Source organism: Micromonospora sp. NPDC050695 (assembly GCF_040654415.1).
GTDB lineage: Bacteria > Actinomycetota > Actinomycetes > Mycobacteriales > Micromonosporaceae > Micromonospora.
Map to the genome: position 1 here is coordinate 1 of NZ_JBFAHZ010000056.1, position 13,873 is coordinate 13,873.

The window sequence follows — 13,873 nt, forward strand, 5'->3', positions numbered from 1 at the left end:
CAGAACCCCCAGCAACCCACCGGCTGCGATCACCAGCCTGCCGCACTGGCCCTGACCGCATAACCCCCGAAGGATTTACGGAGCGGACCACTAAGTTGGCCGCCCTGAGAAAGGCTGCGAAGGCGCCCCCTCGATCCAGTGGACGGTCTCTACCGTCCACTGGGCACCCACACGCGTTCGCTGGGCACACCCCTGGGCCTTCTAGGCAACCCCTACCGCCCGCCGGCTCTCCACCGACCACTGGGCACCTACACACGTTCGCTGGGCACACCCCTGGGCCTTCTAGGCAACCCCTACCGCCCGCCGCATATCCTCGACCGGCCACCCAACGCACCGCCGCACCACTCAACCCACCCCCACCGCATTCTGGGCGCTTCCAAACGCCCGTTGAGCACCCTCATCAGTGGTACAGCGGACAGACCCCTCGACCGCCCGTTGCGCACCCTGGACCGACCCTTGGGCAATCCCGTCCGCCCGCCGGGCACCCCCTTGACCCCCCTATTTGGCACTACCAAGCGCCTTCGGGGCACTCCCAAACGCCCGGTTGGTCTCGTGTGCCTCCCGAGCACCTTCCTGCGTCCACTGCGCAAGCTCATTCTCGTACGTGGGACATGGCCGCTGCGCATTCTCGGTCGTCGACCTCCGGAGGGCGCCCTCAGTCGTCAGCCGCCGCCGCTGCGCGTCCTCAGACGTCGAGCGCCACGGCGTACCTTCAGGTGCCGTCGATCCCAGGGCGGCCAATGTGGTGACCGACCGGTGGTCGTCGCGGTCGGTCACCACACATGGCAGGAACCGCCGGTCGCACGCGTCCACTGCCTCACACTGGCGCACGTCGAGCACGCCCAAGACATGATCATAATCGGTGCTGCGCTGGCTCGTTCCAACCGTCCAGAATCCTCGCGATCTTGAGGCTCAGGTGGTGAAGCCAGCGGGCGGGGTGGGATGGGCGGCCCGGGCCAGGGCGGCGGCCAGGGGAGGCAGATCCGTCACGGACAGAGGGCTGACGGTGATGCGGACGGCTGGTGGTGAGGCGATCCGGTAGAGGGCGCCGGGGGCCACCGCCCAGCCGGCGTCGCGCAGCGTGGTCACCGCGCTGGTCTCGTCCGCGACCGGCAGCCAGACGTTGATGCCGCTCCGGCCGTGCGCGGTCAGGCCGTGCTCCGCCAGCGCGGCCAGCAGCCCCTCGCGCCGCCGCTCGTAGCTCTCCGCCGCCCGCTCCACCAGCTCGCCGACCGCCGGATCCCGCCAGAGGGCGAGGACCAGCCGTTGCAGCACGGTGGAGACCCAGCCGGCACCCACCCGCGTCCGGCCGGTCACCCGCGCCACGGTGGTCTCGTCGCCGGCCAGCACGGCCAGCCGCAGATCCGGGCCGAAGGGCTTGCTCACCGAGCGCAGGAAGGCCCAGCTCCGCGTCGCACCGGCCAGCGGGTGCAGGGGTACGCGGGCCAGCTCGGCGGCGTGATCGTCCTCGATCAGCAGCAGATCCGGCCGATCGGCGAGCAGGTCCCGCAGCGCATCGGCGCGGGCGGCGGAGACGGCGGCGCCGGTCGGATTCTGCGCCCGGCTGGTGACCACCAGCGCCCGCGCCCCGGCGGCGAGCGCGGAGGCCACCCCGGCCACCAGTGGCCCCTCGTCGTCGAGGGGTACGCCGATCGGGCGCAGCCCCAGCGCCGCCACCAGGTCGAGCAGGTTGGCCCAGCCCGGATCCTCCACCGCGACCGCGTCGCCGGGGCGCAGGTGGGCGCCGAGCAGCCGCTCGATGCCGTCCAGAGCGCCGCCGGTGAGGGTCAGCTCACCGGCGGGTACGCCGTCGGCGTTCAGGCGGGCACGGGCCGCCTCGGCCAGTTCGGGCAGCACACCGGCGTCGGAGTAGCCGATCGACGCGCCCGCGTCGGCGGCGAGTGCCGCCAGGTGTGGAGCGAGCGGGGGCAGCGACCGGGGGTCGGGCTCGCCCCGGGACAGGTCACGAGCCCCGGGCAGCGGCGGCGGGCGCAGCGCGGACCGACGGGCGGCCACCGGAGGGCGGGGGCGCACCCGGGTGCCGTGCCGCCCGGCGGTGGCGAGCAGGCCGCGCTGGCGCAGCTCCTGGTAGGCGCGGGCGACGGTGGCGGGGCTGACGCCCAGCTCGGTGGCGAGGGCGCGCACCGGTGGCAGCGCCGTCCCGGGTGGCAGGGCGTCGGTACGGATGCCCGACTCGATGCTGGCCGAAATCGCGACGGCCGTCGCGCCGGCGAACTGATAGCGTGCTGACACAAATCAGAGATTGTACTAGAACAAAGGGGCGAGCATGTACCCACCCACCGCCCGCACCATCCCCAACCGCTCCCGCGACAAGATGAGCTACGACCGGGAAACGGCACACGCCGTGCTCGACGAGGCGTACCACTGCGCCCTCGGGTTCACCGTGGACGGCCAGCCACGGGTGCTGCCCACCCTGCACGTCCGCGTCGGCGACACGCTCTACCTGCACGGCTCCACCGGCAGCCGACCCCTGCTCGCCGCCCGCGACGACGGGCTGCCGGCCTGCGTCACGGTGACTCTGCTCGACGGGCTGGTCTACGCCCGCTCCCAGTTCCACCACAGCGCCAACTACCGCTCGGTCGTCGCACACGGCACCGCCCGACTGGTCACCGACGAGCGGGAGAAGACCGCCATGCTCACCGCGCTGGTCGAGAAGGTCGGCGCGGGACGCAGCACGGACACCCGCCCGCCCAGCCGGCGCGAGCTGGCCGAGACCGCCGTGCTGGCGTTGCCGCTGCGCGAGGTGTCCGTCCGCGCCCGCACCGGCGGGGTCCGCGAGGACGAGGCCGACCTGCACCTGCCGCACTGGGCCGGCGTCCTGCCGCTGCGGCTGACCGCCGGGCCGCCCGAGACCGCCGACGGGGTCACCGCGCCGCTGCCGGCGTACCTGCGGGCCGCCCGCACGCCCTGGCACGACCCGGTGCCACTGCACGGCGAACACGTCCGGCTGGAGCCGCTGGAGGCGGCGCATGCCGACGACCTGCACACCGCCACCGCCGACGACGAGGTGTGGCGGCACCTGACCGTCGCCCGGCCCAGCGCGCCGGCCGGCACCGCGGACGTCATCGCCGGTGCCCTGGCCGCCCAGCACCGCGGCGAACGGGTGGCCTGGGCGCAGCGCAGCGTGACCACCGGGGTGGTGGTCGGCACCACCTCGTACTACGAAATCGATCCGGAGCGGCGGTCCGTGGCGATCGGGCACACCTTCCTCGGCCGCCCCTGGTGGCGTACCGGGATCAACACCGAGGCCAAGCTGCTGCTGCTCGGCCGGGCCTTCGACGACCTCGGCGCGGTACGGGTGGTCTGGCACACCGACATCCGCAACGTTCGCTCCCAGGCGGCCATCGAACGCCTCGGCGCCACCCGCGAGGGGGTCCTGCGGATGCACCGGCAACGCCCGGACGGCTCCTGGCGGGACACCGTGCAGTACGCGATGACCGTCGACGAGTGGCCGAGCGCACAGGCCAGGCTGCGCGAGAGGCTTCGCCGGACAACACCGGTGGCGTGATGAGGGCGGGCATGGGGGTTTTAGGTGCCGTCGCCACCGGAGCCGCCGCCTCCTACGCCGGCGCTGCCGGCGGTGCCGCCCAGGCCGTAACCCGGTCGGATCGGCTGGTCGGGGTGGCGGCTGACGTGGGCCGACCCGGCGATCTGCGCGGACCAGTCGGCGTGCGCGGCCGCGGCGGCGTGCCGGTTGATCGCCTGGCGGATCCAGCCGTCCACGGTGGCGACCCAGTCCCGCCGATCGGCATCCTCGTGCCAGATCCGGAACCGGCTGATGCTCTGGTGCGTGATCCCGGCCAGCGCCAGCCGGCGATCCATCCACAGGATCGCCTCCAGGCCCGCCGAGTTGGTCACGAAGATCAGCTCCAGCTCGGTGATCGGCCCCGCGTACAGCGGCCCCACCCAGTACCCCCACCGCTGGTTCAACGGCAGGGTGTGCTCCACGCCGGGCAGGCCACCCTCCTGCAAACCCGCCTGACGAATCATGAAGCCCAGCGTGTCCAGCGCCGCCAGCACGTGCTGCTGGGTGGGGACCGGATGCACGAAGACCGGCACCATGGCCCCCTGGTCCAGATCCGGGTCGACGGACACCTCGGTCCGCAGTCCCATCCGCAGACTCAGCAGGGGCACCCCGCCGAACGTGGTCAGCGGGGTCTCCCACGGCAGCGGCATCGCGAAGTCCACCGCCCGCCGGCGGCCCGCCGGCACGACGAACCGGCCGGCGATGGGCACCTGGTGGAACTGCACCAGACGCCGCGGCGCGCCCGGGTCGTCCGGTTCGAGAGTCGTGACCAGGCCCAGCCGGATGTGGCGTACGAGCACGTCCTCCGGCCCGGCGGCCAGGGTCACCCGCCCCGGCAGGCGCAGGCCCGGACGGGTGCTCGGGTTGGGAAGCGTGGTCTGCACGGACAGCCCGGTCCAGCCGGACTCCCGCGACACCCCGGTCAGCCGCACCGCGCGCCCCCCTTCCGGGCCGAGGCCCCGCAGGCGCGCCTACCCGGTGGCGGTCACCTCAAGCCCGCCGGCTGACCCGGCCGTGCCGAGGCACGGCCGGGTCGGTGCCTCAGCGGAGTCGCCGCCCGCGCGGGACCGTGTCGGTTTCGTCGTCGAACTCGCCGATGACCTCTTCCAGCAGGTCCTCCAGCGCCACGAACCCGATCGGCCGGGCCGGGCCGCCGCCGTTGCGCACCAGCGCGAGCTGTGACTGCCGGGCCCGCATCGCCGCCACCGCCTCGGTGACCGAGGACGTCGCGGGCAGGGTGAACGCGGGCGTCATCAGCTCCGCGGCGGTGGCGACGCGACCGGTGGTGACCACCCGCACCGCCTCCCGGACGTGCACCAGACCGCAGACGTCGCCCGCCTCGTCCAGCACCGCCAGCCGGGAGCGCCCGCTGTCCCGGCTGACCTCCTCGATCCGCTGGGCCGGGTCGTCGCGGCGGACGGTCACCATGGTGGCGAACGGTTCCATCACCTGTGCCACCGACGTGCCCTGCAGCTCCAGCATGCTGGTCAGCAACTGGTGCTGCTCGGCGCCGAGCAGTCCGTGCTCGCGGGACTGCTCCAGCAGGATCCGCAGCTCGTCCGGGCCGTGCACCTGGGCGAGCTGGTCCTGCTGGTTGACCCCGAACAACCGCAGGATCGCGTTGGCCAGCGCGTTGAGCGCGGACAGCACCGGCCGGGACACCCGCGCGAAGGCGCGGAACGGCAACGCGAGCAGCGTCGCCGAGCGTTCGGCGTCGGTGATCGCCCACGACTTCGGTGCCATCTCCCCCACCACCAGGTGCAGGAAGGTGACCAGCCCGAGGGCGAAGAGCAGGGCGATCAGATGGCTGGGCGCGTCCGGCAGACCCACCGCGTGCAGCAGCGGGCTGATCAGATGCTCGATGGCCGGCTCGGCCAGCGCGCCGAGCCCCAGGGTGCACAGGGTGATGCCGAGCTGCGCGCCGGCCAACATCAGCGACAGCTCGCGGACACCGTCCAGCGCCGCGCGGGCCGCCCGCCCGCCGCTCGCCGCCGCCTGCTCCAGGCGGTACCGCTTGCTGGCCACCAGGGCGAACTCGGCGGCCACGAAGAACCCGTTCAGCGCCAGCAGGATCACCGAGCTGAACAGCGCGATGCCGGGGCTCATGCGGCGGCCTCCGGCCTGCTCAGCGCCAGCCGTACCGAGTCGGCGACGTGCCGGTCCACGGCCAGCACCTCGACCAGCGCGCGGGGCTCCGCCTCGCCGTCGTCGGCGTCGGCGCCCTCGGGCAACAGCCTGATCTCCAGCCGGTCACCGACCTCCGGCACCCGGCCCAACTCCCGCATCACCAGACCGGAGAGAGTGTCGTACTCCGGGGCCTCGGGCAACGCGATACCGGTGCTGTCGGCGACCTCGTCGATCCGCCAGCGGGCCGGCACCACCCACGACCCGTCGTCCTGCCGGGCGGGTGCCCGCTCCGGCGGGTCGTCCTCGTCGCGGATCGGGCCGACCAGCTCCTCGGCGATGTCCTCCAGCGTGATCACGCCGGCGAAGCCGCCGTACTCGTCGACCACGCACGCCATCTGCCGATGCCCGGACCGCAGCCGGTCGAGCACGGTGGGCAGCGGCAACGTCTCCGGCACCAGCAGCGGCGGCCCCGCCACCGCGCTCACCGGGGTGGTGGCCCGCTCGCCCGGGGGTACGCCGAGCACGTCGGCGATGCCGACGATGCCGATCAGGTCGTCGACGCCCTCCGCACCGCGGACCGGGAACCGGGAGTGGCCGGTGTCCAGCAACTCGACCACCCGGCTCACCGGCTCGTGCGCCCGTACGGTGTGCACGTCGACCCGGGGCACCATGGCCTCGCCGGCGGTGAGTTCACGGAAGTCGAGCCCCCGGTCGAGCAGCGTGGACATCTCGGCGTCGAGGCTGCCCTCCTCGCGGGACTCGGCGATGATCTGCTCCAGGTCGGCGGGGGTGGCCCCGCTGGGCAGTTCCTCGATCGGTTCGATGCCGATGCGGCGTAGCAGCCGTACCGACGCCCGGTCGAAGAGCCGGATCACCGGCCCGGCGACGGCGAGGTAGATGAGGGTGGACCGGCTCAGCGCCCGGGCCACCGGCTCGGCCCGCGCGATGGCCAGGTTCTTCGGGGCCAGCTCACCGAGGACCATCTGGACCACGGTGGCGAGGATCAGGGCCAGTGCCACCGACAGCGGCAGGCTGACCGATTCGCCGACGCCGGCCACGCCGAACAGCTCGGCGAGACCACCGCCGAGGTACGGCTCGGCCACGTAACCGACCAGCAGGGCGGTGACGGTGATGCCCAGCTGGGCGCCGGAGAGCATGAAGGAGAGCCGGCTGGTGACGGTCAGCGCGCGGGCGGCTGCCTCGTCGCCGTCGTCGGCGAGCTGGCGGAGCTTGCCCCGGTCGACGGCGACGTAGCCGAACTCCTGCGCCACGAAGTAGCCGGTGGCGGCGGTGAGCACGATGATCAGAAGGAGACCGACGACGATCAACACGGGTCGCTCAGGGCTCCCGGGGTCGTCGGAACGGGAAGATGCCGGGCACGACCCGGCTGGCTACTGCTGCCCTCCTGGGCAGAAGAGTCGATCATGCCGTCATTTTATCGGCGCTGACTGGGACTCCGCTGGGGGTGGCCCGAAGGCGGCCGATCGTGCTGTTCATCCGGTTCGTCCGTTCCGGCCGCGGTCAGGCCGGCCCCGCCGAACCGCCCCCCGACCCGCGCCCGGCCAGGTCGTCGGCGTCGAGCAGGTCCCGGTTCAGCCGGCCGGACCGGTACGCCGCCCTGCCGATCATCTGCGCCGCGACCGGCGCGGTCGCCAACTGGAACACCGCCACCAGCGCGATCATGCCGAGGTCGGCTCCGGAGCGCAGCCGCAGGGCGATGCCGATCAGCAGCAGGAGCACCCCGAGCACCTGCGGTTTGGTGGCCGCGTGCATCCGGGACAGGGCGTCCGGGAAGCGCAGCACGCCAATCGCGGCGGCCAGGCCGAGCAGCGCGCCGGTGACCAGGCAGGCGGCGCCGAGCCAGTCCGCGACCGTCGCGATCACGCCTGCTCCCGGACGGCGAAGCGGACCAGCGACACCGAGCCGACGAACCCCAGCAGGGAGAGCACCACGAGCACCGGCAGCGTGGTGGCGTGCCGGTTGACCGCCGCCTCCGCGCCGACCGCGCCGACCATGGTGGCGAGCAGCATGTCCGCGGCGATGACCCGGTCCAGCAGCGACGGGCCCCGGTAGAGCCGGGCCAGCGCCAGCAGCGCGGTCACCGACAGCAGGGCGGTGAGGACGACGGCGAAGAACGTGATCACGGGGAGGTTCCCTTCTCGGCGGGGTCGGTCTCGACCCGGCGCAACTCGGCGGCGGAGCCCACCGCCCGGACGATCCGCCGCTCGACGGCGAGCGTGCGGTCCCGGGCCGCGGCCAGATCCGGCGGCCCGTGGGTGTCCAGCACGTGCAGGTAGAGCGTCGCGGACTCCCGGTCCACCTCGAGGATCAGCGTGCCGGGCACCAGCGAGACCGCCTCGGCGGTGAGCGCCAGGTTCAGGTCCGTACGGACCCGCAACTGGACCGCGATGATCGCCCCGCGCGGCCGGTAGCCGGGCTGCACGGCGATCCGGGCGACGTGCAGGCTCGCGCTGACCAGCTCGACGGCGAAGCGGCCCGCGAACGCCAGCATCGCCCGGGGCCGCAGCCGGCCCCCGAAGGTGACCGCCGGCAACGGGAAGAACACCAGCACCGCGCTGCCCACCAGCAGGCCACTCACCAGATTCGCCCAGTTGATGTCGCCCCAGAGCAGGTTCCAGACCAGCACCAGCCAGCCGAGCGCCACCGCCTGGTCGCGCCAGCGCCCGAACCGACCACGTCGGGAGGCGGACTGCTCGCCGGCGGTCTCCGGGTCGCCGTCGCCCTGGCCCGTCACGACACACCGTCGGGCAGGACAGCCCGCACGTACGGCGTACGCGACAGCAGGTCGGTGGCGGCGTCGGCGGTGACGTCGAACAGCGGACCCGCCAGCACGGTCAGCGCCAGCCCGAACGCGACGAGGGCGATGGTGGCCCCGACCATCAGCCGGGGAAGCTGGACGACGGGTTCGGCGGTGGCCAGCCGGGGCGCCCGCCAGAAGGCGATGTTCCACACCCGGGAGGCGACGTAGAGGGTGAGCAGGCTGGTCAACGTGCCGGCGGCGACCAGCACGGCGGGCAGCGCCCCACCGGCCGCCACACCGGCCTGGAGCAGCCCGAGCTTGCCGAGGAATCCGGAGAACGGCGGCACCCCGGCGAGATTCATCGCCGGGACGAAGAACAGCACGCCGAGCAGCGGCGCCACCCGCGCCAGCCCGCCGATGCGGCGCAGGTCGGTGCTGCCGGCCCGCTCCTCGACCAGACCCGCGACCAGGAACAACGTGGTCTGGATGGTGATGTGGTGCACCACGTAGAAGATCGCCCCGGAGAGCCCGGCGGCGGTGCTCAACGCCACCCCGAAGATCATGTAGCCGATGTGGCTGACCAGGGTGAACGAGAAGAGCCGCTTCAAATCCGACTGGGCCACCGCGCCGAGGATGCCGACCATCATGGTCAGCCCCGCCACGACCATCAGCAGACCGTCCACCTGCCCACCGGGAAAGAGCAGCGTCTCGGTACGGATGATCGCGTAGACACCCACCTTGGTGAGCAGGCCGGCGAACACGGCGGTGACCGGGGCCGGTGCCGTCGGGTAGCTGTCCGGCAACCAGGCCGACAGCGGGAAGACCGCCGCCTTGATGGCGAAGGCGAGCAGCAGCATCAGTTGCAGGGCCAGCCGCACCCTGTCCGGCAGGGCGTCCAGGCGCTGGGCGAGCTGGGCGAGGTTGAGCGTGCCGGTGGCCCCGTACACCAGCCCCACCGCGGTCAGGAAGATCATCGAGGAGAGGATGCTGACCACCACGTACGTCGACCCGGTCCGGATCCGGGTCTCGGTGCCGCCCAGGGTGATCAGCACGAAACTCGCCACCAGCAGGATCTCGAAGCCGACGAACAGGTTGAACAGGTCACCGGCGAGGAACGCGTTGGTGACACCGGCGGTGAGCACCAGGTACGTCGGGTGGAAGATGACCACCGGCGTGGTCTCGCCCGTCTCGCTGCGGCCCTGGCCGATCGAGTACAGCAGCACGCAGAGGGTCACCGCCGACGAGACCACCAGCATCAACGCCGCGAGCTGGTCGGCGACCAGCACGATGCCGACCGGCGCCGGCCAGCCGCCCACGACCATCACCACCGGCCCGTACCGGTACGCCTGCACCAGCAGCAGCACCGCGACGGTGAAGGTGCCGGTCAGGCAGAGCACGCTGACCGCGCGCTGGATCCGGGGTTGCGTGGCCAGCAGCAGGGTCAGCGCCGCACCGAGCAGCGGCACCACCACGGGCAGCGGCAGCAGCGTACCCATCACGCCTCGTCCCCACGCCGCAGCCGGCGGCGGGCGGGTTCGGGATCCACCTGCTCCGGGTCGCCGTCCGGGCCCTCCCCGCCGAGGTCGACGGCCCCCACCTCGTTGCGGCCGGCCCGACGGATGATCTGCCGGTCCTCCAGGTCGTCGGGCACCTCGTCGTCACCGCTGAGAAACCAGCTGCGGTACGCCACGGCGAGCAGGAACGCGGTCAACCCGAACGTGATCACGATGGCGGTCAGCACCATGGCCTGCGGCAGCGGGTCGCTCATCTCGTCGACCGGGCCGGTGCCGACGATCGGCGCCCCACCAGAGCGGCCACCCAGCAGGATCAGCAGATTCACCCCGTTGCCGAGCAGGATCACGCCGAGCAGGATCCGGGTCAGGCTGCGCTCCAGCAGCAGGATCACCCCGCAGCCGACCAGCACCGCGACCGCGAGCACCAGGATCAGCGTGGGTCCAGCACCCTCCTCGGTCACGCGCGCTCCCCCTTGTCGACGGTCAGTCCGCCCTCGGCGGCCCCGGTGGCCTCGATGTGCCGGTCCACCTCGGCGCCGAGACTGCGCAGGATGTCCAGCACCAGCCCGACCACGACCAGATACACGCCGATGTCGAAGAAGATCGAGGTGACCAGGTACGCGTCGCCGATCAGCGGCAGCGGCCGCTCGACCTTCGCGCTCTCCAGCACCTGCCCGCTCAGCAGCAGCGCCACCAGGCCGGAGCCCACCGACACGGCCAGCCCCGCGCCGAGGACCACACCGGCACCGACCGGGGCCGCCTCGGTCAGCTCGTACCGGCCACCGGCCAGGTAGCGGACCGCCAGGGCGAGACCCGCGACCAGACCACCGGCGAAGCCGCCGCCCGGCGCGTTGTGCCCGGAGAAGAGCAGGAACAGGGAGAACAGCACCACGGTGTGGAAGATCAGCCGGATGACCACCTCCAGCACGATCGAGCGGCGCTCCTCGTAGAGGGTCGGCCCGCCGCGCAGCCACACCGGCCGGCCCGGCCTGTTCACCCGCCAGTCCGACTCGGGCCGGCGCGGTCGTGGCCCGGTGCGGGACCGCTCGAAGATCAGACTGGCGACCCCGGTCGCGGCCACCACCAGCACGGCGATCTCGCCCATCGTGTCCCAGGCCCGGATGTCGACCAGGGTCACGTTGACCACGTTGCGGCCGTACCCCTGGACCACCGCCAGATCCGGGAAGACGGCGGAGATGTCCGGCGCCCGGCGGGCGCCGGCGGCGACCAGCGACAGCCCGGCGGCCACCACACCCACCGCGACCCCGATCGCCCGGCGGGTCCACCGGCTGCGCCGCAGCGGGCGGGCCGAGAACCGCTCCGGCAGGCGGCGCAGCACCAGCACGAAGACGGCGATCGTCGCGGTCTCCACCAGGAACTGGGTGAGCGCCAGATCGGGCGCGCCGTGCAGGACGAACAGCATGGCGGTGCCGTAGCCGGTCATCCCCACCAGCAGCATCGCGGTCAGCCGGCGTCGGGCGCCGACCGCCAGCACCGCCGCCACCGCGATCACCACGACGACCACCGGTTGCAGCGGGCTGTCCCAGAGCGGGATCCGGGCCCGCCACGGACTGGCGGCGAGCATCGCCCCACCGGGCAGCAGCACGAGGGTGACCAGGATGATGCCCAGGTACTGCGGCAGGGAGCCGCGCTGCGTCGCCCCGGTCACCTCGATGGCCAGCCGGTCGAACCGGCCCACGACCCACTCGTACCCCTGGCTGCCCCTCACCGGTGAGCGGAGCCGCGCCAGCACCGGGGCGAGCGGCCCGCGCGCGGCGAAGAGCAGACCACCGCCGACGAGCGCCAGCACGGACAGGCCGAGCGCCGGCGTCGGTCCGGGCCAGAGCGCCAGGTGCGCGTCGACCCGGCCGAGCAGGTCGGCGTACGGGCGCAGCAGGCCGTCCAACCCGCCGGCGGCCGGGCCGGCGAGCAGCCCGACAGCGGCCAGCACGGCCGGCGGGGCGAGCATCGGACCGGCGATCCGGTGCGGGTGCACCGGTTCCACGCCCGACCGGTCACTGAACGCTCCCCACAGGAAACGGGCGCTGTACGCTACGGTGAGCACCGTCCCGGCGACGAAGCCGGCGAGGAGCACCGGCTGGTCGAGGAACGCCGCGAACACCGCCTCCTTGGCCACGAAACCGACGAGCGGCGGCACGCCGGCCATCGACGCGGCGGCCAGCACGGCGACCACGAACAGCGGCCGGGACCAGTGCCGCAGCCCGGACAACTCGCGCAGATCGCGGGTGCCGGCGCCGTGATCGATGATCCCGACGACCAGGAACAGCGCCGCCTTGAACAGCGCGTGCGCCAGCAGCATCGCGACGCCGGCCAGGGCCGCGTCCGGGGTGCCGGACCCGGTCACCGCCACCAGCAGACCGAGCTGACTGACCGTGCCGTACGCCAGCAGCAGCTTCAGGTCGGTCTGCCGCAGCGCCGCCCAGCCGCCGAGCAGCATGGTGGCCAGGCCGGCGACCTGCACGACGGGCCGCCACGGTCCGACCGTGGCGAGCGCCGGCGCGAGCAGCCCGAGCAGGTAGACGCCGGCCTTGACCATGGCGGCGGCGTGCAGGTACGCGCTCACCGGGGTGGGCGCCGCCATCGCGACCGGCAGCCAGGAGTTGAACGGCAGCACCGCCGACTTGGACAGCGCGCCGGCCAGGATCAGCAGCACCGCCGTGATCAGGTAGCCGCCACCGGGCAGCGGCTGGGCGGCGATCTCCGACCAGCGGTAGCTGCCGGCGTGCTCGCCGAGCAGGATGAACCCGACCAGCATGGACAGCCCGCCGAGCGTGGTGACGGTCAGCGCCTGCGCCGCCGCCCACCGGCTGGAGCGCCGCTCGGTGCTGTGCCCGATCAGCAGGTACGAGAAGATCGTGGTCAGCTCCCAGCCGACGTAGAGCAGCAGCAGGTCGTCGGCGAGGACCAGGAGGAGCATCGCGCCGGCGAACGCCACCAGCACGGCGGCGTACTGGGCCAACCCGGGCGAGCCGGTGTCGAAGTAGCGGGCGCTGTAGACCAGGATCAGCGCGCCGACGCCGCCGATCAGCAGGGTCATCAGCCAGGACAGGGTGGTGAGCCGTAACGCGATGTCGAGGCCCAACTGCCCGATCCACGGGTACGTCTCGACCACCGCCCCGCCGTCGTCGACGGCCGGGGTGCGGGCCACCGCCCAGCAGAACGCGGCGGCCGGCGCCAACGCCAACGGGTAGCACGCGCGGGTGCCCCACCACCGGACGAGCAGCGGCGCGGCGAGGGCCGCCACGAGGTGGAGGATGAGCAGTACCAGCACCCGCGCTCCCGATCGAGGTGGCCGACGCCCGTGCAGCGGTGGCGCCTGACAGCGATCAGACGACAGTTCGTCGCCCGCCGGGCCGTTTTGCCGGAATTCGCCCGGTGGTCGTCGGGAGGTGCCTGTGGCCCGGGGCCGTCAGCGCAGCAGGGCGTCGCCGATGGGCAGCGCGTCGTCGAGGGCGGCGCGGTCGCGGTGCAGCTCGGCCAGCAGGTCGACCCGACCGAGCTGGCGGGCGACCTTGTCGACCACCCGCTCCGCGGCGGTCAGCGACCGCACCGAGAGCAGGCGGCCGCGGCTCTCCCGACGCAACACGAAGTAGTGGACGGCGGCACGGACCTGGCCGCGGTCGGCGGCGCTGGCCTGTGCGGTGGAGACGACCAGCTCCCGCAGGCAGCGGGCGAGTCGTTCGGCGAGCTCCAGCTCGGGACCGTGCAGGCCACCGCGGAGCGTGGCGAGGTGGCTGTCGACCTTGCGGATCAGCACATCGGTGCCGGGTTCGACGTTCCGCTGCTCGCCGGCCATCCGATCCCTCCCACCTGCTCGCGTTGCGAGTGAAGTTACTTTATGTTGCTCCTCACAAGCAAGCAGTTAAGTGAGACTTAACGTATTAAGCACGCATCTCGTGCTTA

Annotated in this window: 12 protein-coding genes; 1 reads left to right on the plus strand and 11 read right to left on the minus strand. The window is 72.9% G+C overall.

Going from position 1 to position 13,873, the window contains the following annotated elements; genetic code table 11:
* Positions 1-912: 912 nt before the first annotated feature.
* The gene (locus AB0H52_RS27190; protein ID WP_151491587.1) at positions 913-2,253 is read right to left on the minus strand and encodes an aminotransferase class I/II-fold pyridoxal phosphate-dependent enzyme; all 1,341 of its coding nucleotides are present in this window, start codon (positions 2,251-2,253) and stop codon (positions 913-915) included.
* Between the two features lie 34 nt (positions 2,254-2,287).
* On the opposite strand from AB0H52_RS27190, the gene AB0H52_RS27195 reads away from it, so the two are divergent.
* On the plus strand, positions 2,288-3,529 hold the full coding sequence (locus tag AB0H52_RS27195; RefSeq protein WP_151491588.1) for a bifunctional pyridoxamine 5'-phosphate oxidase family protein/GNAT family N-acetyltransferase: 1,242 nt from the start codon (positions 2,288-2,290) through the stop codon (positions 3,527-3,529).
* 20 nt (positions 3,530-3,549) lie between these two features.
* On the opposite strand, the gene AB0H52_RS27200 is transcribed toward AB0H52_RS27195, so the two are convergent.
* From AB0H52_RS27200 to AB0H52_RS27245, 10 genes are all read right to left on the minus strand, one after another.
* A complete protein-coding gene (locus AB0H52_RS27200) occupies positions 3,550-4,479 on the minus strand; it encodes a sporulation protein (protein ID WP_151491589.1) in 930 nt (309 codons plus the stop codon).
* A gap of 109 nt (positions 4,480-4,588) precedes the next feature.
* A complete protein-coding gene (locus tag AB0H52_RS27205) occupies positions 4,589-5,653 on the minus strand; it encodes a hemolysin family protein (RefSeq protein ID WP_151491590.1) in 1,065 nt (354 codons plus the stop codon).
* Entirely contained in the window at positions 5,650-7,005 is a 1,356-nt protein-coding gene (locus AB0H52_RS27210) for a hemolysin family protein (protein ID WP_151491591.1), read from the minus strand. The genes AB0H52_RS27205 and AB0H52_RS27210 overlap by 4 nt, the downstream gene beginning before the upstream one ends.
* Before the next feature lie 190 nt (positions 7,006-7,195).
* Positions 7,196-7,555, minus strand: coding sequence for a monovalent cation/H(+) antiporter subunit G (gene mnhG / locus AB0H52_RS27215; RefSeq protein ID WP_151491598.1), 360 nt, complete (start codon positions 7,553-7,555; stop codon positions 7,196-7,198).
* Positions 7,555-7,815 carry a monovalent cation/H+ antiporter complex subunit F gene (locus tag AB0H52_RS27220; protein ID WP_151491599.1) on the minus strand — a complete coding sequence of 87 codons (261 nt, stop codon included), beginning with the start codon at positions 7,813-7,815 and terminating at the stop codon, positions 7,555-7,557. Before AB0H52_RS27220 ends, mnhG begins: the two co-directional genes overlap by 1 nt.
* Entirely contained in the window at positions 7,815-8,429 is a 615-nt protein-coding gene (locus AB0H52_RS27225) for a Na+/H+ antiporter subunit E (protein WP_151491592.1), read from the minus strand. The genes AB0H52_RS27220 and AB0H52_RS27225 overlap by 1 nt, the downstream gene beginning before the upstream one ends.
* The gene (locus AB0H52_RS27230) at positions 8,426-9,931 is read right to left on the minus strand and encodes a Na+/H+ antiporter subunit D (protein WP_151491593.1); all 1,506 of its coding nucleotides are present in this window, start codon (positions 9,929-9,931) and stop codon (positions 8,426-8,428) included. The genes AB0H52_RS27225 and AB0H52_RS27230 overlap by 4 nt, the downstream gene beginning before the upstream one ends.
* On the minus strand, positions 9,931-10,410 hold the full coding sequence (locus AB0H52_RS27235; RefSeq protein ID WP_151491594.1) for a Na(+)/H(+) antiporter subunit C: 480 nt from the start codon (positions 10,408-10,410) through the stop codon (positions 9,931-9,933). The genes AB0H52_RS27230 and AB0H52_RS27235 overlap by 1 nt, the downstream gene beginning before the upstream one ends.
* Positions 10,407-13,241, minus strand: coding sequence for a Na+/H+ antiporter subunit A (locus AB0H52_RS27240; RefSeq protein ID WP_357951000.1), 2,835 nt, complete (start codon positions 13,239-13,241; stop codon positions 10,407-10,409). The genes AB0H52_RS27235 and AB0H52_RS27240 overlap by 4 nt, the downstream gene beginning before the upstream one ends.
* A gap of 138 nt (positions 13,242-13,379) precedes the next feature.
* Positions 13,380-13,766 (minus strand): hypothetical protein, encoded by a 387-nt coding sequence (locus AB0H52_RS27245; RefSeq protein ID WP_151491596.1) that lies wholly within the window; start codon positions 13,764-13,766, stop codon positions 13,380-13,382.
* Positions 13,767-13,873 lie beyond the last annotated feature (107 nt).